At 70.2% G+C, this 24,451-nt stretch carries 23 protein-coding genes; 9 read left to right on the top strand and 14 right to left on the bottom strand.

Annotation, left to right across the window (positions count from 1 at the left end; all coding sequences use genetic code 11):
* Nucleotides 1-7: 7 nt before the first annotated feature.
* Together CGZ93_RS14185 and CGZ93_RS14190 are read right to left on the bottom strand one after the other, a co-directional pair.
* Nucleotides 8-1,399: a DUF2079 domain-containing protein gene (locus CGZ93_RS14185; protein WP_094364811.1), complete on the bottom strand. Its 1,392-nt coding sequence runs from the start codon at nucleotides 1,397-1,399 to the stop codon at nucleotides 8-10.
* 95 nt (nucleotides 1,400-1,494) lie between these two features.
* Nucleotides 1,495-1,671: a sialidase family protein gene (locus CGZ93_RS14190; RefSeq protein ID WP_176451779.1), complete on the bottom strand. Its 177-nt coding sequence runs from the start codon at nucleotides 1,669-1,671 to the stop codon at nucleotides 1,495-1,497.
* 12 nt (nucleotides 1,672-1,683) lie between these two features.
* Here CGZ93_RS14190 and CGZ93_RS19025 point away from each other — a divergent pair, with 12 nt between their 5' ends.
* From CGZ93_RS19025 to CGZ93_RS14200, 3 genes are all read left to right on the top strand, one after another.
* Complete coding sequence (locus tag CGZ93_RS19025) at nucleotides 1,684-1,824, top strand: hypothetical protein (protein ID WP_171197109.1); 141 nt, start codon at nucleotides 1,684-1,686, stop codon at nucleotides 1,822-1,824.
* A 30-nt stretch (nucleotides 1,825-1,854) separates the two neighbouring features.
* Nucleotides 1,855-2,817, top strand: a complete 963-nt coding sequence (locus CGZ93_RS14195; protein ID WP_094364812.1) for a phospholipase D-like domain-containing protein — start codon at nucleotides 1,855-1,857, stop codon at nucleotides 2,815-2,817.
* A 206-nt stretch (nucleotides 2,818-3,023) separates the two neighbouring features.
* Nucleotides 3,024-4,358, top strand: a complete 1,335-nt coding sequence (locus tag CGZ93_RS14200; RefSeq protein WP_094364813.1) for an HNH endonuclease signature motif containing protein — start codon at nucleotides 3,024-3,026, stop codon at nucleotides 4,356-4,358.
* Between the two features lie 44 nt (nucleotides 4,359-4,402).
* On the opposite strand, the gene CGZ93_RS14205 is transcribed toward CGZ93_RS14200, so the two are convergent.
* Complete coding sequence (locus CGZ93_RS14205; protein WP_094364952.1) at nucleotides 4,403-4,870, bottom strand: SRPBCC family protein; 468 nt, start codon at nucleotides 4,868-4,870, stop codon at nucleotides 4,403-4,405.
* 102 nt (nucleotides 4,871-4,972) lie between these two features.
* Here CGZ93_RS14205 and CGZ93_RS14210 point away from each other — a divergent pair, with 102 nt between their 5' ends.
* Complete coding sequence (locus tag CGZ93_RS14210; protein ID WP_229117475.1) at nucleotides 4,973-5,812, top strand: tyrosine-protein phosphatase; 840 nt, start codon at nucleotides 4,973-4,975, stop codon at nucleotides 5,810-5,812.
* A gap of 69 nt (nucleotides 5,813-5,881) precedes the next feature.
* Complete coding sequence (locus CGZ93_RS14215; RefSeq protein WP_094364814.1) at nucleotides 5,882-7,210, top strand: S1 family peptidase; 1,329 nt, start codon at nucleotides 5,882-5,884, stop codon at nucleotides 7,208-7,210.
* Between the two features lie 12 nt (nucleotides 7,211-7,222).
* Here CGZ93_RS14215 and CGZ93_RS14220 read toward each other — a convergent pair whose 3' ends face one another.
* From CGZ93_RS14220 to kdpF, 10 genes are all read right to left on the bottom strand, one after another.
* Entirely contained in the window at nucleotides 7,223-8,266 is a 1,044-nt protein-coding gene (locus CGZ93_RS14220; RefSeq protein ID WP_229117476.1) for an alanine racemase, read from the bottom strand.
* Between the two features lie 76 nt (nucleotides 8,267-8,342).
* Nucleotides 8,343-8,966 carry a TetR/AcrR family transcriptional regulator gene (locus tag CGZ93_RS14225; RefSeq protein WP_094364815.1) on the bottom strand — a complete coding sequence of 208 codons (624 nt, stop codon included), beginning with the start codon at nucleotides 8,964-8,966 and terminating at the stop codon, nucleotides 8,343-8,345.
* A 53-nt stretch (nucleotides 8,967-9,019) separates the two neighbouring features.
* Nucleotides 9,020-10,288, bottom strand: a complete 1,269-nt coding sequence (locus tag CGZ93_RS14230) for a lipid II:glycine glycyltransferase FemX (protein ID WP_094364816.1) — start codon at nucleotides 10,286-10,288, stop codon at nucleotides 9,020-9,022.
* 18 nt (nucleotides 10,289-10,306) lie between these two features.
* Nucleotides 10,307-11,545, bottom strand: a complete 1,239-nt coding sequence (locus CGZ93_RS14235; protein ID WP_094364817.1) for a PrsW family intramembrane metalloprotease — start codon at nucleotides 11,543-11,545, stop codon at nucleotides 10,307-10,309.
* Between the two features lie 27 nt (nucleotides 11,546-11,572).
* Nucleotides 11,573-12,280, bottom strand: a complete 708-nt coding sequence (locus CGZ93_RS14240; RefSeq protein WP_094364818.1) for a response regulator — start codon at nucleotides 12,278-12,280, stop codon at nucleotides 11,573-11,575.
* A complete protein-coding gene (locus tag CGZ93_RS14245; RefSeq protein WP_176451780.1) occupies nucleotides 12,273-14,786 on the bottom strand; it encodes a DUF4118 domain-containing protein in 2,514 nt (837 codons plus the stop codon). Before CGZ93_RS14245 ends, CGZ93_RS14240 begins: the two co-directional genes overlap by 8 nt.
* A gap of 51 nt (nucleotides 14,787-14,837) precedes the next feature.
* Nucleotides 14,838-15,431: a K(+)-transporting ATPase subunit C gene (gene kdpC / locus CGZ93_RS14250; RefSeq protein ID WP_094364820.1), complete on the bottom strand. Its 594-nt coding sequence runs from the start codon at nucleotides 15,429-15,431 to the stop codon at nucleotides 14,838-14,840.
* Between the two features lie 13 nt (nucleotides 15,432-15,444).
* Complete coding sequence (kdpB, locus tag CGZ93_RS14255; RefSeq protein ID WP_094364821.1) at nucleotides 15,445-17,457, bottom strand: potassium-transporting ATPase subunit KdpB; 2,013 nt, start codon at nucleotides 17,455-17,457, stop codon at nucleotides 15,445-15,447.
* Nucleotides 17,454-19,115 carry a potassium-transporting ATPase subunit KdpA gene (gene kdpA / locus CGZ93_RS14260; RefSeq protein ID WP_094364822.1) on the bottom strand — a complete coding sequence of 554 codons (1,662 nt, stop codon included), beginning with the start codon at nucleotides 19,113-19,115 and terminating at the stop codon, nucleotides 17,454-17,456. The genes kdpB and kdpA overlap by 4 nt, the downstream gene beginning before the upstream one ends.
* Nucleotides 19,115-19,201, bottom strand: coding sequence for a K(+)-transporting ATPase subunit F (gene kdpF, locus CGZ93_RS20140; protein WP_141211240.1), 87 nt, complete (start codon nucleotides 19,199-19,201; stop codon nucleotides 19,115-19,117). The genes kdpA and kdpF overlap by 1 nt, the downstream gene beginning before the upstream one ends.
* Nucleotides 19,202-19,415: 214 nt before the next feature.
* Here kdpF and CGZ93_RS14270 point away from each other — a divergent pair, with 214 nt between their 5' ends.
* The 4 genes from CGZ93_RS14270 to CGZ93_RS14285 all read left to right on the top strand — a co-directional run bounded on the left by CGZ93_RS14270 (nucleotide 19,416) and on the right by CGZ93_RS14285 (nucleotide 23,664).
* Nucleotides 19,416-19,892, top strand: a complete 477-nt coding sequence (locus CGZ93_RS14270) for a hypothetical protein (RefSeq protein WP_094364824.1) — start codon at nucleotides 19,416-19,418, stop codon at nucleotides 19,890-19,892.
* Nucleotides 19,893-20,081: 189 nt separating this feature from the next.
* Nucleotides 20,082-21,203 (top strand): pyruvate dehydrogenase (acetyl-transferring) E1 component subunit alpha, encoded by a 1,122-nt coding sequence (pdhA, locus tag CGZ93_RS14275; RefSeq protein WP_094364825.1) that lies wholly within the window; start codon nucleotides 20,082-20,084, stop codon nucleotides 21,201-21,203.
* Entirely contained in the window at nucleotides 21,203-22,183 is a 981-nt protein-coding gene (locus CGZ93_RS14280; RefSeq protein ID WP_094364826.1) for an alpha-ketoacid dehydrogenase subunit beta, read from the top strand. The genes pdhA and CGZ93_RS14280 overlap by 1 nt, the downstream gene beginning before the upstream one ends.
* Nucleotides 22,183-23,664: a dihydrolipoamide acetyltransferase family protein gene (locus tag CGZ93_RS14285; protein WP_094364827.1), complete on the top strand. Its 1,482-nt coding sequence runs from the start codon at nucleotides 22,183-22,185 to the stop codon at nucleotides 23,662-23,664. The genes CGZ93_RS14280 and CGZ93_RS14285 overlap by 1 nt, the downstream gene beginning before the upstream one ends.
* Before the next feature lie 4 nt (nucleotides 23,665-23,668).
* Here CGZ93_RS14285 and CGZ93_RS14290 read toward each other — a convergent pair whose 3' ends face one another.
* Complete coding sequence (locus CGZ93_RS14290; protein ID WP_141211227.1) at nucleotides 23,669-24,406, bottom strand: DUF4282 domain-containing protein; 738 nt, start codon at nucleotides 24,404-24,406, stop codon at nucleotides 23,669-23,671.
* Nucleotides 24,407-24,451: the final 45 nt, after the last annotated feature.

A 24,451-nucleotide genomic window follows, 5' to 3' on the forward strand; every position in this document is an offset into this window, starting at 1 on the left:
GGAGGGGTCAGGCGCGGCGGGCGACCTGGTAGCCGTTCTCGTCGAAGATCTTGCGCCACTGGGTGCCGGGGTGGATCTGGCCGCCGTAGGTGGCGACGTCGACCTGTTGGCTCCAGCCGCCGCCGACGTTGTCGATGACCAGGTAGTCCTCGACCGGGTTGCCTTCCTGGCCGATGTAGTAGACGTCGCGTCGGCTGACCAGGTAGGCCATCAGGGACACGTCGGTGCCGACGGTCACCTCGGGCGGCACCAGGTCGAGCACCCGCTGGGCCGACTCCTGCCGGCCTCCGGTGACCCACTGCTGGGGGTTGCGCAACTCGAACAGCGGTAGCTGGTTCGAGATGGCCAGGGCGAAGGTGAGCACCACCACCGCGCCGTGGGTGGCGTACGCCTTCAAGAACGGCACCTTCGAGTCGCGCAGGGTGGCGATCCCGTCGACCGCTGCGGCGTACGCGATCGGCATCAGCAGCAGCGAATAGTGCCAGGTCTGGCCCCAGTGCCCGTCGTTGTTGGACAGGAACCGCCAGGCCAGGGTCGGCAGCACCAGGAAGCCCAGCGAGGAGCGGAGCAGGAAGAAGCCGGTGCAGGCGAGCAGCAGCAGCACCGTCGCCATCTTCTTGTCGTTGGTCAGGATCTCCGCCAGGTGCCCGAACGGGTTCGCCAGCACCTCACTGAAATCGAGATACTTGTCGTAGTCGTACTGGTTCTTCGGGTTCAGCGCCGGCAGGATCACCTTGGTGGTCAGCGCGAACATCGCCAGTCCCCAGGCGGCCAGCCCGCCCCCGAGCAGCCAGTTCTTCGACCGCCAGGCGAGCACCAGGCCGAGCACCAGCACGGTCAGCCCGAGGTCCTCCTTGACGAATACCAGCAGCCCGCCCCAGATCGCGGCGGTCCACCACGACCTCCGCAGCATCGCCCACAGCGAGATGGCGAGGATCGGGGCGCCGAGGGCGACCTCGTGGAACTGCACCGCGACCGCCTGCTGCACCCCCCAGCACAGGGCGTACGCGATCCCGATCAGCCACCCGCCGGCGCGGCCGAGCTGCTCGTGCGCGGCCTTGGCGATGAAGAACACCGAGACCGCGACCAGCAGCGCCTGGAGCACCAACAACGTGTACGCCGAGGGTGCCAGCGCGTAGATGGGGGCGAGCACGGCCAGCAGTGGGTGGAAGTGGTCGCCGAGGATGTTGTAGTCGGCACCCTTGATGTGCACCACCGGCGGCTGCAGCCGGGCGTACTGCTGCACCACCTGGGTGAAGATGCCGAGGTCCCACGACGGCGACTCGTAACGGCGCCACTGCAGGGTGGACAGCAGCGTGTAGATCACAAACGACCCCAGCGCCCCGCCCCAGGCGCTGGCCGGCTGCGTGGCGAGGCGGCGGCGTACCCGCTCGAACATCTGCACTTCCTCCGCTCCCGCCCCGACGGGCACGACGCGGCTGAGTAAAGCAAACCGCCGAGCCAAAGCGAAACGCGCGGTCCCGGCGCCCGGGATCAGTCGAACCAGTCGGTCGGCAGCACGGTCAGGTAGAGCCCCTGGATCTCGTTCTCCCACAGCACCGCCAGCGAACCGTCCGGCAGCACGGTCATCGACTGGTACACGTGGTGGCCGGGGTTCAGGGTGCGCGACCGGGACCAGGTCTCGCCGCCGTCGAGGGAGAGCCGCAGCACCCCGCTGCCGCGATGGTGCTGCCGGCGGCCCTGGTCGGGTCGGTGGAGGTGATCGTGGGGGGTCGGCGGTGGGCCTACCAGGTGATCCTGCCGGAGGCGTACGCCGAGGTCGCGGAGCGGGTGGCCCGAGCGCTCGCCGAGCGTACGCCTTGACCTGCGCCGTTTTGCAACTTGGCTGGTGGAGTGGCCCACTACACCGACTGGCTGATCACCGCGGCAGAGCGCGGCAACCCGACGACGATCCCGGACAAGCGCCACCCGAACGGCGAGGCGTGGTGCTCGGGCAACCGGGTGCGGCCGCTGATCCACGGGGCGACCTACTTCGCCGAGCTCTACCAGCGGCTGCAGGAGACCGGCCCAGGAGACCTGGTGCTGTTCACCGTCTGGCGTGGGGACGCGAACCAGAAGCTGACCGACGACCCCGAGTCGGAGATCGAGGACGTGCTCAGCGCCGCGGCCAAGCGCGGGGTCGACGTGCGCGGGTTGATCTGGCGCTCGCACTGGGACAAGTTCGCCTTCTCCGCCGCGGAGAACCGGCAGATGGGGAAGCTGCTGCAGGAGGCCGGGGCCGAGGTGCTGCTCGACATGCGGGTGCGCACCGGAGGGTCGCACCACCAGAAGTTCGTGGTGATCAGGCACGGCGAGGACCCGAGCCGCGACATCGCCTACGTGGGTGGGATCGACCTGTGCCACTCGCGCCGGGACACGGCTCGCCACGACGGGGATAAGCAGGGCCTGCCGATGTCGGCGGAATATGGGGACACCCCGCCGTGGCACGACACGCAGGCGGCGATCACCGGGCCGGCGGTGTATGACGTTGACACGTTGTTCCGCGAGCGGTGGAACGATCCGACCGCACTCACCCGGCATCCGCTCTATCGGTTGCGTATGCTCCCCACCGGGCACCGGCGGGGCGGCGGGTTCTGCACCGGCAGCGGGTCCGGGGTCTGGTCCTGCCGGGAAAGCTTGTCCTGGTCACCTCCGGTGGTTGCGGCGGAAAGGGCCTCCCGCCCACCTCGCTGGCGGTCTGGGTTTGTGCTGCCGCCGGTCTGGTCTTCAGCTCGGTACGCCCGACCACGCCCCGACGCCCTTTCCGCCTCCACCACCTCAGCGCCCAACGTCCAGTTTCAGGCCCACGGTGGCTGAGCGAGCTTGCGAGAAGCCGCACGGTGGCTGAGCTTGTCGAAGCCGCTTTCCCACAGAACGTTGGCTGAGCGAGCTTGTGAGTCGAGGCCTCTCGGGAAGCGCTGTGACTGGAGTGGCCAAAGTTTTTCCGAACTTTTTCTGCCCACACAGCGGTTTTGGGCCGTTTTAGGGGTCGGACTGTCAGACCCGACTGATGTACTTGAACCATGAGCACAACAGCCGCCACCCCCACGGTGATCACCGCGGTGTCGATGCTGCCCGAGCTCGACAACCTCGCACTGCTCACCGACGAACAAATCCTGGCCCTGATCGAGATGGCCGATGCGCAGGTTGCCGCGGCCCAGACCGCTCGCGCGCAGCTGGTCGCGGAGGCGCAGCAGCGCGAAGCGGCCGAACGGCTGCACCTGTGCTCGACCGCCACCTTCCTGACTCGGCAGCATCGGCACAGCAGCCGCGAGGCACGCCGGATCGTGAACCAGGCAACGACTCTGTTCGGCCGCTTCACCACGATCGCTGACGCCGCCTGCGCGGGGTTGCTGTCGGACAGCCAGATCCGCGGCATCCTCAACGGGCTTCAGAACCTCCCCGAGACTCTGTCGGCCGCAGAGTTGCAGCAGGCGCAGGAGCTGATGGTCGGGTTCGCCGCCGACTTCGCCCCCGACGACCTGCGCAAACTTTCCCTGCACGTCCGTCAAACCATTGATCCCGACGGCACCGACGCCGCCGAAGCCGCCCGTCTGGAAGCCGAACGGCTGCAGGCCGAGAAGAACCGGCGGCTGTCGTTGGCGCCGGATCATCACGGTTCCTACCTCCTGGCCGGCAAGCTCCCGCTCGCCGACGGGGAAGAACTCGCCGCGTTGTTGAAAGCCCACGAGTCGGCGCTGTGGCGAGTGGTCACGGGAACCGACGCGGTCCCGCCGACCCGGGCACAAATGCGGGCGGATGCGTTGATGATCCTCATCCGCCGGGCCGCGAAGGTCGGTGATGCACCCCGCAACGGCGGTGATCGTCCCCGGATCTCTGTGCTGGTGTCGTTGGAGACGTTGCGCACCGGGCTCGGTACGGCGCAGGTGTCGTGCGGGGAACACCTCTCGGCCACCGAACTCCGCCGGCTGGCGTGTGATGCCGACATCCTGCCAATCGTGATGAACGGCAAAGGCGTCCCGATGGAGGTCGGCACCCCGCAGCGGCTCGTCACCCCCGAAATCCGGGCCGCTCTCGTGGCCCGCGACAAGGGGTGTGTGTTCCCCGGCTGCACCCATCCGCCCGAGGACTGCGAGGCCCACCACATCCAACCGTGGTGGGCGTACGGCCCCACGAAACTGTGGAACCTGGTGCTGCTGTGCCCACACCACCACCGCCAGGTCGAACCCGCCCGCGACCGACCCTGGAATGCCGACAACCCCGAACGCTGGGCCATCAGACTCGACACCGACGGGTTGCCGTTCGTGATCCCGCCGACGTGTTTCAACGCGGACCGGAAGCCCACCCGCCATGCCCGCTTCCGAATACCCCGACCCCGTGACCCGAACGCTCCCTGACCTACTCGTGGAACGTAGAGGTTAGGAAAGTGACTTCGGCGGGCTCAGCCGGCGTGGGCGAGGACGACGGGATCCTCGCATCCCTTGGCGAAGCCGGCGATCCGGGCGCGGATCTCGCGGCCGAGCAGCCAACGGCCGATCGGTTCGGCGATGGGACGCAGCCACCCCGGCCGGATCGTCCAGCTGTACTTCCACACGGCCCGCGTTCCCGACCCCTCGGCGGTGAACCGCCAGCCCCCGGCGAAGCTGGCGAAGAACCAGGGACCGGTCTCCATGGTCATCCCGACCGAGGTCGGGGGACGCCAGGCGGCGTACCGACTCACCATCACCGGCCCGAGCCGTGACCACGTCTTCGTGCGCACTCCCTTGCCGCCGCCGACCGCCCCGTCGAGATGCTGTTGGCGCCGGATGAACGGGTCCCACCGGAGCCTGGTCGGGCCGGTGGTCTGCGACACGGCGAAGGCGACCTCCGGTGCGACCGGGACCCACATCTCGGCGACGGTCTGTGGCATGGAGCGGACCGTAACGCTCCCCCGGGGGGTGATCATCGTCGCCCGCACCCAGGTCGCAGACCGGTCACTGACGGTTCACCCGGGCCTCCTAGGATCGCGAACGTGAACTGGCTGCAATTCGATTCCCTGGTCAACGCCCGCGATGTCGGTGGTACGCCGACCACCGACGGCGGTGAGATCCGCCCCGGCCGGCTGCTGCGCAGCGACAACCTGCAGGACCTCACCACCGCCGATGTCGACCAGCTGCTGGCCCTCGGGCTGACCGACGTGGTCGACCTGCGTTCGGCCTACGAGGTGCACCACACCGGTGCCGGGCCGCTGGTCGGCGATGACCGAGTCCGCCTGCACCACTATTCGTTCATCCCCGAGCGCTATGACGCCGCCGACAGCGACGACCTGGACGACGTGCTGCCAGACAACACCGAACGCAAAGGCGCCCGCCGCGACACCGCAGGCAAGGAACTGCCCGGTGACGCGCTTCCCTTCCAGGGCAAGAAACCGAGCATCCAGGTCGACGACGCGTACGCCTCCACCTACCTCTCCTTCCTGGCCGAACGGCCGGAGTCGGTGATCGGTGCGCTGCGGGTGATCGCCAACGCCGAGGGCGCGACCCTGGTGCACTGCGCCGCCGGCAAGGACCGGACCGGGACCGCGGTCGCTCTCGCCCTGCTGCTCGCCGGCGCCGAGGAGGAAGCGGTGATCGCCGACTATGCCGCCTCATCGGAACGGATGGAGCTGATCATCGGTCGGCTGCTCGGTTCGGAGACCTATCGGGCCAACCTGAGCGGACGCAGCCTCGACTCGCACATGACCCGTCCGGAGACCATGCGCGCCTTCTTGGCGTACGCCACCCGCGAGCACGGGGGAATCGAACCGATGCTGAACACCCTCGGCTGGCGCGAGGAGGACACCCGGGCGATGCGCGCCAAACTCCGCGACTGACCGCCGCGGTCGCCCGGCCCGGCCCGTCGACCCGGTAACGTCCCGACCAGTGTGAGGGAAGGGGGTGCCGTGGACCGCTGCCCCAACTGTCAGGCGCAGGTGACTGCGGCGGCACCCACCTGCCCGAACTGCGGCCTGCCCCGTCGCGACGAGGAGGCGACCGCGATCCATCGGGCGCCCAGTCCGCAGACCCACCTGGCCGAGCCCACGGAGCAATCCCGGGGCCCACGCGCCCGGGCGATGATTCCGGTCACCGCCGGGCTCCTCGTGCTGGCCGTGATCGCCGGGATTCTGACCGCCTTCCAGTTGCGCGGACAGAACCCGTTCGGCTCGGGTCCGGCCGCCTCCGCCAGCCCTGGCACGTCCTCCGCGACGTCCCCACCCGGTCCGACGCCCCGAGCGCCCACCCCGCCGGTCGCCCCAGATCCGCCCGAACCGACCCTGGACGGGGCCTGGGCGGAGGTGGCCGCGCGAGCCGACGGCAGCGTACGCCGGGTGATCGCGAGCACCTGTTCCGGAACCGGCATCGGGTCGGCGTACGCGGTCGGCCCGGACACCCTCGCCACCGCCTGGCACTCCGTCGCGGGGGCGCGGTCCGTCGGTGTCGTCGATGCCGCCGGGGTGGTGTCGGCCGAGGTGGTCAAGGTGCAGCCCGAGGCCAACCTCGCCCTGCTGCGCACCGCCCGGCCGCTCGGCGCCCCCGCCCTGTCGATCGGCACCAGGCCGCTGGCCGTGGGCGACGAGGCGCTGGTGCTGGGCCGGAGCGCCCGCGGCCCCGACCCGCTGCGCGGTCGCCCCGCGGCCCGGACCGGTCAGGTGCAGGAGGTCGGCCAACGCGCCCCGGCACCGGAGGGGGAGGCGCAGATCAGCCGGATGGGCGGAGAGTTCGACCCCGGGCTGGCCGGTGCTCCCGTGCTGGGGCGGGACGGGACCCTGCTCGGCATGGTGATCGAGACCGCCCCGGACCAGACCAACCCGCACCAGTTCCAACTGGCCGAACTGGGCGCCCTGATCGATCCGCTGCTCGGCCCGACCGGGCAACCTCCGCCGCCCGCGGGCTGCCCCCATCCGGCCGGCCCGAAGTTTCCCCCGACCGTGACCGGTGGCGCTCCGGAGCCGACCCGGGCGGCGATCGGCCGGCTGGTCGCCGCCCTGAACGCCGGCCGCCTCGACGAGGCGTACGCCCAGCTCGACGGGGAGGCGAAGCAGACCCATCCGCGCGAGGGCCTGGCCCGCGACTGGACCGGACGGGTGGTGGTGTCGGCCCAGGTCGAGCCCGACGGTGCCGAGGCGGTGGCCACGCTGACGGTGATCGGCACCGGCTGTCAGCGATACCGGGTCGCGGTCTCCGGGGAGCAGCTCACCCGCTGGCAGCAGGCCGAGTTCCCCGGTTGCTGAGCGGGGCTCGCCTCAGGCCTCGACGATGTTGTCGAACGTGGCGATCGTGTTGCGCACCTCGACCGGGATCTCCTCACCCACCTGCGGCGGATCCACCTTGCTGGGCAGGAAAACCAGGGAGGTCTGCATGTGTGGCGGCTCGACGAACCAACGCTTCGACCCGCCGATGGTGAACGGCGAGAGCGCCAGGCCGGCCGCCTCGAGGCCGCCGGTGGCGAAGGAGATCGCCCGCTGCCGGACCGTGTGCACCGCACTGGGCGCCTCCAGTCCGATCCCGTTCGACGTGCCCCCGGACACGACGACCACATAACCGTCGGTCACCGAAGGGCGCTGCCAATAACCCATCCGCTCGCCACGCTTGACCGGGTGCACGTCCAGCACGGTCGCGGTGGTCTTCAGCGCCCCGGGGTCGCCCAGCCAGAGCTGGGTCCCCATCCGCAGTCGGCACCGGCCGGCGCCGAGCTGGGCGTTCACCGCCTGGTAGTCCTCGGTGCTCAGGTGGGAGAACCACACCGGCGCATCCGCCACGTCGCGCGCCATCCGGGCCAGGGTCTCGGCCTCCTGCCGATTGCCGCGGCCGGCCAGCGGCAGGTGGATGGTCCACCCGTCGAGCTGCAGGAATTCCTGCCAAGCGGCCAGCGCCTGCAGGTCCTCACTCGGCAGGCCGTGCCGCTTCATGCTGGTCAACACCTCGACCAGCACCCGGATCCGGTCCCCGCCCAGGTTGGCGAGCACCTCGAGATCGGTGAGCCGCGACACGGTCACCACGACCCGCGGATCGCGGGCCTGGGCGACCGCGTGCGGATCGTTCGGCTCCCACGGCAGCATGATCACGATGTCGCCGGCGAACTCGTCCTTGATCGAGGCGGCCTCCCCGGGAGTGCCAACGGCCAAGGTGTCCAGGCCGAGGGCGGTGGCCTCGGCGGCCAGTCGGGACAGGCCGAAGCCATAGCCGTTGCCCTTGGCCACCGGCACCAGGCCGGGAGTGCGGTCCACCTGACGGCGCAGGTGCTGGCGCCAGCGGTCGACGTCGATGGTCAGTGTCAGTCCGGTCACGGATGCCACGTTACCGAGCCCGGTGTCTGTCCGATGCGGCACCGCCCGATCCGAGGGACCGGGTGGGCCCAACCGGTCAGCCGAACAGGGTCGGCAGCAGGGAGGTGGCGGTCTGGTGCAACTCGGGCAGCGCGCCCGGCTGATCCGCCAGCGAGCGCAGCAGCGCCCGCTCGAGCACCCCGTCCAGCATCGCGTACGCCGTGGCAACGGGGATCGTCAGCGCCAGCCCGGACAGGTCGGCGTAGCGGTCGAGGACGCGGCCGATCATCTGCGCCAACTGCCCGTCGATGTCCAGCACATCGCGTCGTAGTTGCGGATCGAACATGCTCTGCGTGCGCAGGTCATACCAGAGCCGGTGCATCGGCGCATCGTCGCGGATCGTCTGGATGAGCTTGTCGGCAAAGGCCTCGAGCAGCTCCTCCGGTGTACTCGAGTCGGCCACCACCGAGTCGTAGCGGTGCACGCACTGTCGCTTGTAGTGGCGCACGCAGTAGCGGATCAGCTCGGTCTTGTCCCGGAAGTAGTAGTGGACCACGCCGTGGGTGTAGGGCGAGTTCGACGCGATCTCGCGGAGGCTGGTGCGGGCGTATCCCAACTCACCGAGCGTGCGCAGAGCAGAATCTGCGAGGCGGTCGCGCCGCTCGTCGTAGCTCCCCTCGCCGCGCCGCGGGGTGCGGGCGGCGGTTGGTGTGGTAGCCATTGCGCAACTGTACGCCTGCGCCGTGAAAAGCCGGGCAAAACCTTAAAATTGTCTCATTCAGACCGTTGCGCGTCGCGGACCAGGCGGCCCACGGCCCGGGCCGGGCCGCGCCCGGCCCCCACCGCCCCGGTGACCACCCGCATCGGGTTGCGGACGAGGCCGCGGGCCGCGGCGACCAGGGCGCCCCGGTTCACGTAGGCGTCGAAGGCGCGGTAGAGCGCCCGGTTGATCGGCAGGTCCCATTCGCCGAGGTACTCCACCGCCCGCCCGCCGGTGCCGACCTTGAACTGGATCAGCCCCAGGTGCGGGTCGTCGGCCTCCAGTCCCTCGGTGATCCCGCGCAGGTCATAGACGGTCGCGCCGGCGGCCAGGGCGTCGGTGATCATCCGCCACTGCACCGCGTTGGAACCGCGCACCTCGCGCTTGTGGCTGGTGGAGGCGCCATAGGAATACCAGGCGTGCTGGCCGACCCGGACCCAGGTGGTGGCGGCGACCAGATCGCCCTCGTGCTCGGCGAGATAGAGCCGGATCCGGTCGCCGTCCTCGGCGGTCAGCGCGTCCCACATCGTCTCGAAATAGGAGAGCGGACGCGGGGTGAACCCGTCCCGCTCGGCGGTCTCGGCGTACACCTCGTGGAAACGCCCCAGCTCGGCGCGCCCGCCGAGGCGGACCTGCACGCCGGCCTTCTCGGCCTTCTTGATGTTGCGCCGCCAGAGCTGGTTCATCCGCTTCAACAGCTCCTCGGGAGTCTTCGGCGTACCGTTCGGATGCGCCAGCGGCAGCCAGAAGTTGAACCGCGGCTGCCCGGCCGCGAAGCCCGCGCTCTCCGGCTTCGGCGGCAGCCAGCCGAGGTGGCGCAGCTGGTTGCGCACCCGGGTCGCGTCGAGGTTCGTCTCGTCGGGCGTCGCGTCGGACAGCGCGTGGATCGCGGGGTCGGAGATCGCGGCCTTGATCGTGTCGGCGTCCCAGGCCCGGACCAGCACGGTGGGTCCGATGCGTACGCCGAAGGCGCCCTGATTGCGGCAGTGCCGCACCAACGCCGGCAGCAGCCGTTCGACGTCGACGCTCGCCCAGTCCACCACCGGCCCCTCCGGCAGGTAGGCCAGATAGCGCTTCAACCGGGGCACCTGGCGGTAGAGCACCAGCGCCGCACCGACCATCGGGCTGCCGTCGGCGTCGAGGTCGAAGAAGCCCAGCGACTCCGACCCCCACTCCGACTTCACCTTCGCCCACGCCGGCGTCTGCAGAAAGCTCGCCGAGGGCTGGGCCCGGATGAAGTCGAGGTGCTTGGCGGTCGAGATGGTCCTTACCTGGATCGTCACGGCCCAGAATCTACAGGCTCAGCCCATGGGGTACGCCGTGCCGGGCGCCCCCGGCATCGGTGACCAGCCGCTGGCGTGCGGGGCCAACTGCTGATCCACCCACTGCTTGTTGTTGCTGAGCAGGCCGACCAGTCCGTCGTGCTGGGTGAGCAGTTCGGGGCTGAGCTGCTGGTTGCGCCGCTGCTGGTCGTCGAGCCGGTCCCGGACGAACGCGAGCTCGGTGGCGTTGTCGCGGAACGCCTGCAGCCGGGTCCGCTCCTCCTTGCCCCGCGACTGCGCAGCCGCCAACTGCTGCTTGCGGCCCTTCAGGTGACCCAGCCAGCCGGCCTCGGTGGGCGAGATCCAACCGGAGTGCACCATCACCGGCAGCTGCTGCTGCACCACCCGGCCCTCGCGGCGGAACGCGAAGACGGCCATCACCACGATGCAGATGAAGGCGGGCAGCGCCACCAGCACGAGCATGCCGAAAAAGGCGCCGATGCCGAGGAAGGTCGATCCGTTGTGCAGCGCATGCAGCAGCACCGCCGCGCACCAGCCGAGGAACGGCCAGATGAACCGCATCGCGCCGCGGGAGTTCATCCCCTTCCAGATCCCGATCGCCGTCATCGCGGTATAGATCGAGTGCGAGAAGGCGCCCAGGCCGAGCCGGATTCCGGCCAGCAGCAGCGCCTCGCCGACGGTCTTCTGGCCGGCGATGTACATCAGGTCCTCGATGAAGGAGAAGCCGATCCCGATGAATCCGGCGTACACCAGGGCGTCGGTCAGGCTGTTGAACTCACCCCGGCCACGTCGGCTGGTCAGCAGGATCAGCACCAGGAACAGCGCCTTCGCCGACTCTTCGGCCAGCGGCGCCGCGATCGTCGCGCCGAAGAAGTCGCCACTGCCGCCGACCGCCGACAGCAGGAGGTTGAAGATCACCACCAGGATCAGGCACACCCCGCCACCCCAGAAGAAGGCGGCCACTAGCAGGTGCGGCGGCTCGGGCTCCCAGCGGTCGAGCCACAGCAGCAGCAGGACACCGATGCTCGAGACGAGCGCACTGCACAGGATTGCCAGCAGCGCGATCCCCTTGTTGCTGGTCCCGATGGTGGTCAGCAGCACGAGCGCCCCCATCACCAGGGAGCCGAGGATGATCGTGATGATGGGCAGGACGAGCATCTGCTTCTTGCGCATCACCGGCCAGCCGGGGCGGCTCGCTGGGCGGTAGGGCATCGGCGACTGCTGCGGCGGCGGGTACGACATGGACGGCTGGGTCATGACCACCAGCGTAGGCTGCGATCGGGGTCAGATTCGCGATTGCGAATCAGCGATCAGCCGATATCCGAGGCCGGGTTCGGTGATCAGGTACGCCGGGTGACTCGGGTCCGGTTCGAGCTTGCGGCGCAGCGTGGCCAGATAGACGCGCAGGTACTGGGTCTCACGTTCGTGACCGGGACCCCACACGTCGTTGAGGATCTGGATCTGGCTGACCAGGGCACCCGCGTTGCGCGCCAGCAGGTCCAGGATCCGCCACTCGGTCGGGGTCAGCCGCACGGCGACTCCGTCCACGGTGACCTCGGCGCGACTCCGGTCGATGGCGATCGGGCCGGCCGTGACGACCCGCGCCTCGTCCCCACCGGTCGCCACGGCGCGTCGCAACCCGGCCCGGATCCGGGCCAGCAGCTCGTTCATCGCGAAAGGTTTGGTGACGTAGTCGTCGGCCCCGGCGTCCAGCGCCTCGACCTTGTCATCGCTGGTGTGCCGGGCCGAGAGCACGATGATCGGTACCTGGGACCAGCCCCGGATGCCGGCGATGACGTCCAGGCCGTCGGCGTCCGGCAACCCCAGGTCCAGCAGCACGAGGTCCACGTGGCGTTCGCTGCTGGCCCGCAGCGCCCCGGCCGCCGAGGCTGCGCTGATGGTGGCGAAGCCGCGGGCGTGCAGGTTGATCTCGACGGCCTTGACCAGGCTCGGCTCGTCGTCGACGACCAGAATCGTCGGCCGGTCAGTCATGGTCGCTGCCTGCTGGGAACCCGAGCACCAGGGTCAATCCGCCGCCGGGGGTGTCATCGATCTCCAGAGTCGCACCGATGGCCCGGGCGAAGCCGGCCACCACCGCCAGTCCGAGCCCGAGACCCTGCCCGGCCGGTGCATCACCGAGTCGCTGGAACGGCTGGAACATCTGTTCCCGGCGTCCCGGCGGCACCCCGGGGCCGTTGTCGCTGACCCGCAGCTCGATCCGGCCGCCGTCGCGGCCACCGACCAGGCCCGCGCAGAGGCGTACCGGACGGTCCGCCGGTTGGTGCCGCAGCGCGTTGTCGACCACGTTCGCCACCATGCGCTCGGCCAGACCTGGATCGGTCTGCAGCAGCGGCAGCCCCGGCTCCTGCTCGAACACCACTCGGTCCTGCAGCCCGACCAGCGCCGGGCGGACCACCTCGTCGAGCAGGGCCGGGCGGGATTGCACCGACATGGTGCCGGTCTGCAGGCGGGTCATGTCCAACAGGTTGCCGATCAGCCGGCCGAGCCGGTCGGCGTTGTCGTCAACCATGTCCAGAAGGGAACGACGATCCTCGGCCGACAACTCGACGTCGCTGGCCAGCAACGAGGAGGAGGACGCCTTGATGGCGGCCAACGGGGTGCGCAGGTCGTGCGAGACGGCGGCCAGCAGCGCGGTCTGGAAGGCGCTTCGGTCGGCCAGCTCCCCGGCCGCCGCGGCCTGCTCGGCCAGTCCCGCGCGTTCCAGCTCGTTCATCACCTGGACGCCGAAGGCGGCCAGCACCCGTTGCTCGGCCACCGTGAGGCCGCGTCCGAACACGGCGAACTCGCGGTTGTCGTCGAGCGCGAGGACCGAGTCGGGGTCGCCCACCGGGCTGCCGGACTGCTCCACCACCCGCCACGGAGCGGTGGCCTGCTCGCGAGTGCGGAACTGGACCCCGGACAACAGGAAGGTGCGCCGCACCTGGTCCAGCACCCTTGCCACGGTGAGCCGTTCCCCGAGAGTCTGCGAGGTGAGCCAGAGCAGGGTGTCCGCCTCGGCCCGCGCCTCGGCGCCCCGGCGGGTGCGGGTCGCGGCCCGGTCGACCACGGTGGCCACGGCGACCCCGACCAGAACGAAGATGGCCAGCGAGGCGATGTTCGCCGGGTCGGCGATGGTGAGCGTGTGGAGCGGCGGGGTGAAGAACCAGTTCACCAGCAACGAGGACGCCACCGCCGCGAGCACCGCCGGGACCAGCCCACCGACCAGGGCCACCAGCACCGTGCTGGACAGGAACACCATCAGCGCCAGCTGGTGCACGTGCTCCGGAGGTAACGCAGCCAGCAGGATCGTCAGCACCACCGGCAGGAGGAGGGCCAGCAGCGTACCGGCCAGCCGACGGGTCCGGGGCAGTTCCGCGGTGCGGTGCCAGCCGTGGCCGCGGCCGGCCTCCTCGTGACTGACGATGTGCACGTCGATGTCGCCGGAGCCCTCGATGATCCGCTGACTGACCGGAGCGCCGAAAAGCCGTTGCCAGGGTCGGCGACGGGTCAGGCCCACCACGATCTGGGTCGCGTTGATCGAGCGGGCATGCTCCAGCACGGCCTCCGCCGGGTCCTCCCCGGTCACAGTCTGAAAGCTGCCGGACAGGTCGTCGACCAGCCGTTGCTGCGCCCCCAGCCGGGCCTGGTCCCGATCAACGAGCCCGTCGGAGCGGGCCACGTACACCGCGACCAGTTCACCGCCCACCCCGCGAGAGGCGATACGCGCACCGCGGCGTACCAGGTGGGCGCCCTCGGGTCCGCCGGACAGGGCGACGAGTACCCGCTCCCGCGTGGCCCAGGGGGCGTCGATCGCGTGGGTCCGCCGATAGGCGGTAAGCCCGGCGTCGACCCGATCGGCCACCCAGAGCAGGGCCAGTTCGCGCAGCGCCGCCAGGTTGCCGGGCCGGAAGTAGTTCCGCAGCGCCGCGTCCACCTTCTCCGGGGCGTACACGTTGCCGTGCGCCATCCGCCGGCGCAGCGCCTCGGGGGCCATGTCGACCAGCTCGATCTGGTCGGCCGAGCGGACCACCGCGTCTGGCACGGTCTCCCGCTGCCGGATCCCGGTGATCTGGGCGACCACGTCGTTCAGCGACTCCAGGTGCTGCACGTTGACGGTGGTGATCACGTCGATCCCGGCCGCCAACAGCTCCTCCACGTCCTCGCAGCGGCGGGTGTTTCGGGAGCCCGGCACGTTGTGGTGCGCCAACTCGTCGACCAGAGCCACCTGCGGGCGGCGGGCCAGCACCGCGTCCAGGTCCATCTCGGTGAAGCCGGCGCCGGAGTGGGTCACCCTGCGGCGGGGGATGAGCTCCAGCCCGGCGAGCTGCTCGGCGGTGAGCCGGCGCCCGTGGGTCTCGACGAACGCGACCACCACGTCGGTACCGCGGGCCGCCCGCCGTCGTCCCTCGTTGAGCATCGCAAAGGTCTTGCCCACCCCGGGGGCGGCGCCCAACAGCACCCGCAGCTCGCCGCGGGGCAGGGTGCCGGTTGTGCTCACCGCCCCAGTCTCACCCATCGGGGATGTCTCGCTCATCGGGGGCAGCCCCACTCAGCCCCGCGCCAGGGCCGCGTTGACCTCGACCACGTTGACCGTGGGCTCACCCAGGAACCCGAGCGGACGCTGGCGGGTGCCGGCCAGGACGGCGGTCCGCACCGTGTCCGCCGGTACGCCCCGGGCGGCGGCGATCCGGTTCACCTGCAGTTCGGCGTACGCCGGGGAGATGTCGGCATCCAACCCGGACGCCGATGCGGTGAGCGCGTCCGCCGGCACCTGGTCGGGGCGTACGCCGTTGGCGGCGGCGATCTCGACGCGGCGCTGCTGCACCTGGGCCAGCAGGTCACTCGAGTTCGGCCCCAGATTGGAGGCGCCGGAGTACAGCCCGTTCCAACCCGGGTCATCGGGGTCGCTGGAGTTCCTGGCCTGCGACGGACGCGGCTGCAGCCACTGCGGGCCCTCGAAGCGCTGGGCCAGGTGGGTCGACGCCTGACGACCGCCGACCTCGATCACCGACCCGTTCGCCTGGCTGGGGAAGACCAGCTGGGCGACTCCGGTGACCAGCAGTGGGTACGCCACTCCCAGCAGGATGGTGAACAGGGCCACCGCCCGGACACCGGGCAGCAGCTGACGGAACAGTTGCTTCATGGTTGAACTCCTCTCACAGGCCGGGCAGCAGCCCGACCAGCAGATCGATCAGCTTGATGCCGAGGAACGGGGCAACCAGTCCGCCAAGCCCATAGACGAACAGGTTGCGGCGCAGCAGCTCAGCGGCCGAGCGGGGCCGATACGCCACCCCGCGAAGCGCCAGCGGGATCAACGCCACGATCACCAGTGCGTTGAAGATCACCGCCGACAGGATCGCCGAGGTCGGAGAGTGCAGCCGCATGATGTTGATCGCCTGCAGCTGCGGGAACGTGGTGACGAACATCGCCGGGATGATCGCGAAGTACTTCGCCACGTCGTTCGCGATGGAGAAGGTGGTCAACGCCCCGCGGGTCATCAGCAGCTGCTTTCCGATCTCGACCACCTCGATCAGCTTGGTCGGGTCGGAGTCGAGGTCCACCATGTTGCCCGCCTCCTTGGCGGCGGAGGTGCCGGTGTTCATCGCCACCCCCACATCAGCCCGGGCCAGCGCGGGAGCGTCGTTGGTGCCGTCACCCGCCATCGCCACCAGTGCCCCGCCGGCCTGTTCGTGGGCGATCAGGGCCACCTTCGTCTCCGGTTTGGCCTCGGCCAGGAAGTCGTCGACCCCCGCCTCCGCGGCGATGGCCCGCGCCGTGGTGGCGTTGTCACCGGTGATCATCACGGTCCGGATGCCCATCGCCCGCAGCGAGTCGAACCGCTCCCGGATGCCGTCCTTGACAACATCGGCAAGCTCGACCACACCCAGCACACGCGCGCCCCGGTGCCCGTCACTGCTGGCCACCACCAAGGGGGTGGCGCCACGGGCGGACACCTGCTCGACCACCCGGTCGACCTCGTCGCTGGAGTGGCCCCCCTGCCCGTGGGCCCAGGCGAGGCAGGCCGAGGCAGCGCCCTTTCGGATCAGCCTCTCCTCGGGCAGGTCGACCCCGCTCATCCGGGTCTCGGCCGAGAAGGGGATCACCTCCCCGTCGGTGTCCCGGTAGCGTTCCAGGCCCGCGTACTGCTCGGTGGCCAGGGCGACGATGGAACGCCCCTCGGGGGTCTCGTCGGCCAGGCTGGACAGCAGCGCGGCCTTGGCGAGCACCTCCCGGCCGTGGCCGTCGACCGGGTGGAAGTCGACTGCCCGCCGGTTCCCGTGGGTGATCGTGCCAGTCTTGTCCAGCAGCAGCACCGACACGTCACCGGCGGCCTCCACGGCACGCCCGGACATGGCCAGCACGTTGCGCTGCACCAGCCGGTCCATGCCGGCGATCCCGATTGCCGAGAGCAGCGCCCCGATGGTGGTGGGGATGAGGCAGACCAGCAGCGCCACCAGCACCAGCAGGTCCTGCTTGGCCTGCGAGTACGCAGCCAGCGGCTGCAGCGTGACCACCGCCAGGGTGAAGATGATCGTCAGCGCCGACAGCAGGATGTTCAACGAGATCTCGTTGGGTGTCTTCTGCCGTGAGGCACCTTCCACCAGTGCGATCATCCGGTCCAGGAAGGACTGGCCGGGCCGTTGGGTGATCCGCACCACGATCCGGTCCGACAGCACGGTGGTGCCGCCGGTGACCGCGCAGCGATCGCCGCCGGACTCCCGGATCACCGGTGCGGATTCGCCGGTGATGGCGGACTCGTCGACGCTGGCGACGCCCTCGATCACGTCCCCGTCACCAGGAATGATCTGGCCCGCCTCGACCACCACCTTGTCCCCGGGTACCAGGTCGGTGCCGGGTACCTGGGTCTCGAAGCCATCGGTGATCCGGCGCGCCATCGTCTCGGTCCTGGCCGCCCGGAGGCTGGCCGCCTGCGCCTTGCCGCGGCCCTCGGCGACGGCTTCGGCCAGGTTGGCGAACACGATGGTGGCCCACAACCACAGCACCAGCGAGACAGCGAACACCGAAGGCCGGAGCACGGCCAGTACGGTGCCGAGCACCGAGCCGATCCAGACCACGAACATCACCGGGGAGTGCCACTGGTGGCGCGGGTCCAGCCGCCGCACCGCGGTGGGCAGCGCCCGCCTGATCAGCCCGCCCAGCCCGGTCACAGCAGCGCCTCCGCGATCGGTCCCAGCGCGAGCGCAGGGAAGAAGGTGAGACCGGCCACGATGAGGACAATGGCCACGGTCAAGGCCACGAACAGTGGGCCGTGGGTGGGAAGGGTGCCGGCGGTCACCGGGACCCGTTGCTGCCGGGCCAGGGCGCCGGCCAGGGCGAGCACGCACGCGATCGGCAGGAACCGGCCGCACAGCATGGCCAGGCCGAGCCCGATGTTCAGCAGCGGGGTGCCCGCGCTCAGCCCGGCGAACGCCGAGCCGTTGTTGTTGGCCGCCGAGGCATAGGCGTACAGCATCTCCGACAGCCCGTGCGGACCGTCGTTCGCCAGCGACTCCAGCCCCGACGGGGTCGAGATGCTGATCGCGGCGCCCAGCAGCAGGGCGAACGGCATCGCCAGGATGCCGAGGGCGACCATGGTGATCTCCCGCTGGCCGATCTTCTTGCCCAGATACTCCGGCGTACGCCCGACCATCAGCCCACCGACGAAGACGGTCAGCACCGCCAGCAGCAGCAACCCGTAGAGTCCGGTGCCGACACCGCCGGGGGAGACCTCACCCAGCATCATGTTCAGCATCATCATCCCGCCGCCGGCGGCGGTGAACGAGTCGTGCATCGAGTTCACCGCACCGGTGGAGGTACCGGTCGAGGAGGCCCCGAACAGGGCGGAGGCCCACACGCCCAGGCGCCACTCCTTGCCCTCGAGCGCGCCACCCGCCGCCTGCGGCACCGCGCCCCGGGCGGTCACCTCGGACCACGTGATCAGCACCACCGAGGTGAGCCACAGCACGCCCTGCACGGCGACGATGGCCAGCCCCTGACGTCGGTCCCCGAGCATCAGCCCGAAGGTGTGGGGCAGCGAGAACGGGATCACCAGCATCGCCCAGATCTGCAGCACGTTGGTGACCGGGTTCGGGTTCTCGAACGGGTGGGCGGCGTTGGCGTTGAAGAAGCCGCCGCCATTGGTGCCCAACTGCTTGATCGCCTCCTGGCTGGCCACCGGGCCCATCGGCAGCGTCTGCTGCCCACCGGCCAGGGCATCGACGGTGTAGGGCGCCGCCAGGTTCTGCAGGGCTCCCCCGGCGACCAGCAGCAGCGCCACCAGGATCGCCAGTGGGAGCAGCACCCGCAGCGTGACCCGGGTCAGGTCCACCCAGAAGTTGCCGAGTCGCTCGCTGTCGGTCCGGACGAATCCCCGGACGAGGGCGAACGCGACGGCGATCCCGGTGGCACCGGAGACGAAGTTCTGCACCGCCAGGCCGGCCATCTGGGCCAGGTGCCCGACGGCGTTGTCCCCGCCGTACCACTGCCAGTTGGTGTTGGTCACGAAGGAGATTGCGGTGTTGAACGCGCCCGCGGGGTCGAACCCGTCCCGGCCCAGCCCCAGCGGCAGCCAGTACTGCAGCCGGAGCAGGGCGTACAGGGCGAGCACGCCGGCCAGGGAGAAGCCGAGCACCGCCAGGAGGTAGTGCCGCCAGGACTGTTCGGCCCTCGGGTCCACCCCGATGACGCGGTAGCACCAGCGTTCCACCCTCAGGTCCCGCGGCCCGGTCGCGGTGACGTACAGCAACCGGCCCAGCGGGACGTGGCAGACGGCCAGCAGCCCGATCAGCAGTCCGGCCTGCAGCAGGCCGGCGAGCACCGGGCTCATCAGAACTTCTCCGGACGCAGCAGGCTGTATCCGAGATAACCGAGCAGAGCCACCGCAAGCACGGCGGCCACCAGGTTCTCGATCATGAGCGCACCCCCGAACGCACCAGCGCCAGCAGGGCCACGGCCGCGAAGAAGGCGACCAGCAGGAACAAACAGATGAGGTCCATCACGAGATCCATCGCAGCCCCGATTCTTGGGTCCCGGCCCGTTCTTGACGCGTTCTTGACGCGCCGGGCACCGGTGTTGACGCGGCTTTTGCGGCCCGTGACGCGCCGCGGACGCGGCTAGGCTCTCAGCCATGCAACAGCTCGTGGTCGGCATCAACCCGGTCGGGCAGCGGGCGTATCGCCGGTTCTGGTCCGGGCCGCTCGGCTCGGCGCTGCTGCTGGTGCCCGGGGTGCTGATCACCGTGCTCGGCGTCGTGCTGCTGGCCCGCGACCCGCACGGGGTGTCCCTGTTCTTCGGTGGCGTGGTGATCTTCTCCGGTCTGTACGCCTGCTATGCCGGCTGGGACCATCGCCGGCGCGGCCTGCGTGACGCCAGCGAACCTCCGCTCGCGTTCGCCCTCGACGCCGACGGTGCCGCGTTCCCCCGACACAAGCGGTACGCCTGGGGTGAGGTGCGGTTCGTGCTCACCGACGAGGCCGAACCCCGGTTGCTGTGCAGCCCGGTCGGGCTGGCGTTTCGGGTCGACCACCTGGACGCGGAGCCGGGTGCGATCGAGGCGGCGATCACCGAGCTCTCCGGCGGGGCCGCCCAGCTGGAGCGGCTGTGACCGCCGTGACCCGTGGTCAGGGGGTCCCCTTTCCGGCGCGGGAGAGCAGGGGTTAGGTTTGGCCCGACCGCCGGGTGATCCTCGGGCGGCACGAACAGAGCGACTCCGGGCAAGGACGCCCGCACCGGTGGTGCGGTGTCGTTGTCCCCAGCAGTGCGGGGATCCCGCACCCGATGAGAGGAACCTTCGGTGACAACAGCCAGCGACGAGACGGCGCCGGCGACCGAGTCCCCGGACACGGTCCAACTACTCACCCCCGAGGGTGAACGGGTGTCCCACCCGGACTTCTCCTTCACCGGCAGCGACGAGGACATCGCCGGCTATCTGCGCGACATGGTCCTCTCCCGGCGGATCGACGCCGAGGCCACCGCCCTGCAGCGCCAGGGCGAGCTCGGCCTCTGGGCCCCCTGCCTCGGCCAGGAGGCCGCCCAGGTCGGTTCCGGCCGGGCCGCGCGTGAGCAGGACTTCATCTTCCCGACCTATCGCGAGCACGGGGTCGCCTGGTGCCGCGGGGTCGACCCGGTCCGGCTGACCGCGATGTTCCGCGGGGTGGACATGGGCGGCTGGGCCGGGCAGGGCAACTTCCACCTCTACACGGTGGTGATCGGTTCGCAGACCCTGCACGCGGTCGGCTATGCGATGGGCATCTCCAACGACGGGCTGGTTGGCAACCAGGACCCGGACCGGGACGCCGCCGTGATCGCCTATTTCGGCGACGGCGCGACCAGCCAGGGAGACGTCAACGAGTCGTTCATCTTCGCCTCCTCCTACAACGCGCCGGTGGTGTTCTTCTGCCAGAACAACCAGTGGGCGATCTCCGAGCCGATCACCCGCCAGTCGCGGATCCCGCTCTATCAGCGGGCGCACGGGTTCGGTTTCCCGGGCGTACGCGTCGACGGCAACGACGTGCTGGCCGTGCACGCGGTCACCACCTGGGCGCTCGACCGGGCGCGCAACGGAGAGGGCCCGACCTTCATCGAGGCGTTCACCTATCGGATGGGCGCGCACACCACCTCCGACGACCCGTCGAAATATCGGCTCGCCACCGAGTTGGAGACCTGGAAGCTGAAGGACCCCATCGAGCGCGTCCGGGCGTACCTCTCCCGCAAGGGGGTGGTCGACCAGAAGTTCTTCGCCGACCTGGAGGCCGAGTCCGACGACCTGGCCGCCGAACTGCGGCAGCGGACGCTGAACCTGCCCAACCCGTCCCTGGCGGACACCTTCGACCTGGTGTACGCCGACCAGACCAACTATCTGCGCGGCCAGCAGGAGCGCTATCGCGCGTACGCCCAGTCGTTCGAGGAGGCGTGATGAGCGCACAGAAGCTGACCCTGGGCAAGGCGTTGAACGCCGGCCTGCGCAAGGCGCTGGACGCCGACCCGAAGGTGGTGCTGTGCGGTGAGGACATCGGCAAGCTCGGCGGGGTGTTCCGGATCACCGAGGGCCTGCAGAAGGACTTCGGCGAGCACCGGGTGATCGACTCCCCGCTGGCCGAGTCGGGCATCGTCGGCACCGCGGTCGGGATGGCGCTGCGCGGCTACCGTCCGGTGGTGGAGATGCAGTTCGACGGGTTCGTGTTCCCCGCCTATGACCAGATCGTCACCCAGGTCGCCAAGATGCACTACCGCTCGGCCGGGATGCTGAAGATGCCGATGGTGATCCGGATCCCGTTCGGCGGCGGCATCGGCGCGGTGGAGCACCACTCCGAGTCGCCGGAGGCGTACTTCGCGCACACCCCGGGGTTGAAGGTGGTCTCCTGCTCCAGCCCGCAGGACGCCTACTGGATGATCCAGCAGGCGGTCGCCTCCGACGACCCGGTGATCTTCATGGAGCCCAAGCGGCGCTATCACGACAAGGGCGAGGTGGACCCGTCGGCGCCGCCGATGCCGCTGCACCAGGCCCGCATCCTGCAGCCCGGTCGCGACGTGACCGTGCTCTGCTATGGCCCGATGGTGAAGACCTGCCTGGCCGCGGCAGCGGCCGCCGCCGAGGAGGGCACCTCGATCGAGGTGGTCGACCTGCGCACCCTGTCGCCGTTCGACATGACCACCATCATCGCCTCGGCCCGGCGTACCCGGCGGGTCGTGGTGGTGCACGAGGCGCAGACCTCGCTCGGCCTGGGCGCCGAGCTGGCCGCCCGGCTGTCGGAGATGTGCTTCTACGAACTGGAGGCGCCCGTGCTGCGGGTCGGCGGCTATGACACGCCCTATCCGCCCAGCCGGGTCGAGGAGGACTATCTGCCCGATCTGGACCGGGTGCTCGACGCCGTCGACCGCGTGAGGGAGTTCTGATGAAGGTTTTCAAGCTGACCGACCCCGGTGAGGGACTCACCGAGGCCGAGATCGTCACCTGGCGGGTGGCCGAGGGCGACACCGTCAAGGTGAACGACATCGTGGTCGAGGTGGAGACCTCCAAGTCGCTGGTGGAGCTACCGATCCCGTGGGCGGGCACGGTCGCCAAGATCATGGTGCCGGCCGGGGAGACCGTCGACGTGGGTACGCCGATCATCCAGATCGACGACGGTTCGGGTGACGAGCCGCCCGCCCAGGGCGGCGGCGCGGCCGACGCCGACAAGGAGGGTGCGCAGAAGAGGACCCCCAACCTGGTCGGGTATGGCGCGGTCGAGGGCAGCACGAAGCGGCGTGCCCGCAAGGGTCGCCCGGCCGCCGACGAGTCGGCCTCGGTCGCCCACGAGCAGGTCACCGGCACCTTCGACATGGCGCAGCCGGTCAGCCGGCACGCCGATCTCCGCGAGCCGCTGCACGGCAGCGTCGAGGGGCTGCCCCGGCACGGTGAGTTGCCCGGTCCGGGCCAGCCGGCGCGGCTGCACACCCTGGACGACGACACCGACGCCGACGCGGACTCCGGCGCCGGGCGACCGTTGGCCAAGCCTCCGGTACGCCGGCTGGCGAAGGACCTGGGCATCGACCTGTCCCGGGTCCGCGGGACGGGGGAGGACGGGGTGATCACCCGCGAGGACGTCCAGTCGGCGGCCGCCGGACAGGGCTCGGGCGGTGCGGGTTCCGGCTCGGGTACGGCGGGCGCATCGCAGGAGCGGCGGGTGCCGATCAAGGGCGTCCGGAAGATGACCGCCGAGGCGATGGTGTCCTCGGCGTTCACCGCCCCGCACGCCACCGAGTGGGTGACCTGCGACGTCACCGCGATGATGGAGTTGCTGGAGAAACTGAAGCAGCACCGCGACCTCCGGGGCGTACGCCTGTCCCCGCTGCTGCTGGTGGCCCGGGCGGCGCTGCTGGCGATCGGCCGCAACCCCGAGCTGAACACCTCCTGGGACGCCTCGAGCCAGGAGATCGTCTATCACCCGCAGGTGAACCTCGGCATCGCCGCGGCCACCCCGCGCGGGTTGCTGGTGCCCAACGTCAAGGGTGCCGACCGGCTGTCGCTGGCCGAGCTGGCCGAGGCGCTGAAGGATCTGGTCGCCGTCGCCAAGGAGGGTCGCAGCCAGCCGGCCGACCTCTCCGGCGGCACGTTCACGATCACCAACATCGGCGTCTTCGGCATCGACGGCGGTACGCCGATCCTCAACCCGGGGGAGGCCGGAATCCTCGCCGTGGGAGCGATCCAGCGGCGCCCGTGGGTGGTCGGCGGCCCTTCGACAGGCTCAGGGACCGAGGAGCGGATCGAGGCGCGCTGGGTGACCACGCTCGCGGTCTCCTTCGACCACCGCCTGGTCGACGGGGAACAGGGGTCGAAGTTCCTCGCCGACGTCGCCCGGATCGTCACCGACCCCGGGATGGCGCTGCTCTTTTGAACCCTCAGTCCTTGTTGGCGCGGAGGGCGGCGGTGTCCTGCTGGGTCTTCACCGTGGCGAGCATGAACTCCAGGCCCATCCGCAGACTGATGATCCAGAACGCCAGTGGCACCAGGCCGAGCACCAGCGCCATCAGCCCGAGGAACACGAACACCCCGGAGGCGCCGCTGCTGGAGCCGCCCAGCATGCCGCCCATGGCGGAGGCCATCACCTGTCCCACCAGGAACACATAGCCGGCGCTGCCCAGCCAGTAGAGGACGCCGATCACGATCCCGAGGATGTAGAGGATCTTCGCCAGCGCCGGGGTGGCGTACTCGCTGAAGCTGAAGTCGAACAAGGTGGCGAACAGGCCCTTGTTCTGCGCGGTCCCGGTCGGCTGGGCCACGTTGGTGTTGGCGCCCGACCAGGCCGCGTCGGCGGACTGCTGCTGCGGGGCCCAGCCGCCCTGCTGCTGTTCCGAGGCGTACGCCGCAGAGGCTTGCGAGCCCGGATAGGCCGCGGAGGCCTGCGAGCCGGGGTAGGAGGCCGAGGACTGGGAACCCGGATAGCCCGAGGCCTGCTGGTCGGCGTACCCGCTCGAGGCCTGCTGGTCGGCGTACCCGGCTGACGGCTGCGAGGTGGGGTACTGCTGGGTGGGCTGGGCGTCACCGGACCAGGCGGACTGGCCCGCGTCGCCGGAGCCCCAGCCCTGGTTCTGGGAGTTGTTCTGGTAGCCGGACTGGCCGTACTGGTCGTAGGACATGTCCCGCATTCTGCACGCCCCGGCGGGTCAGGTGGTCGGCGACGC

Source organism: Enemella dayhoffiae (genome assembly GCF_002250625.1).
Classification (GTDB): domain Bacteria; phylum Actinomycetota; class Actinomycetes; order Propionibacteriales; family Propionibacteriaceae; genus Enemella; species Enemella dayhoffiae.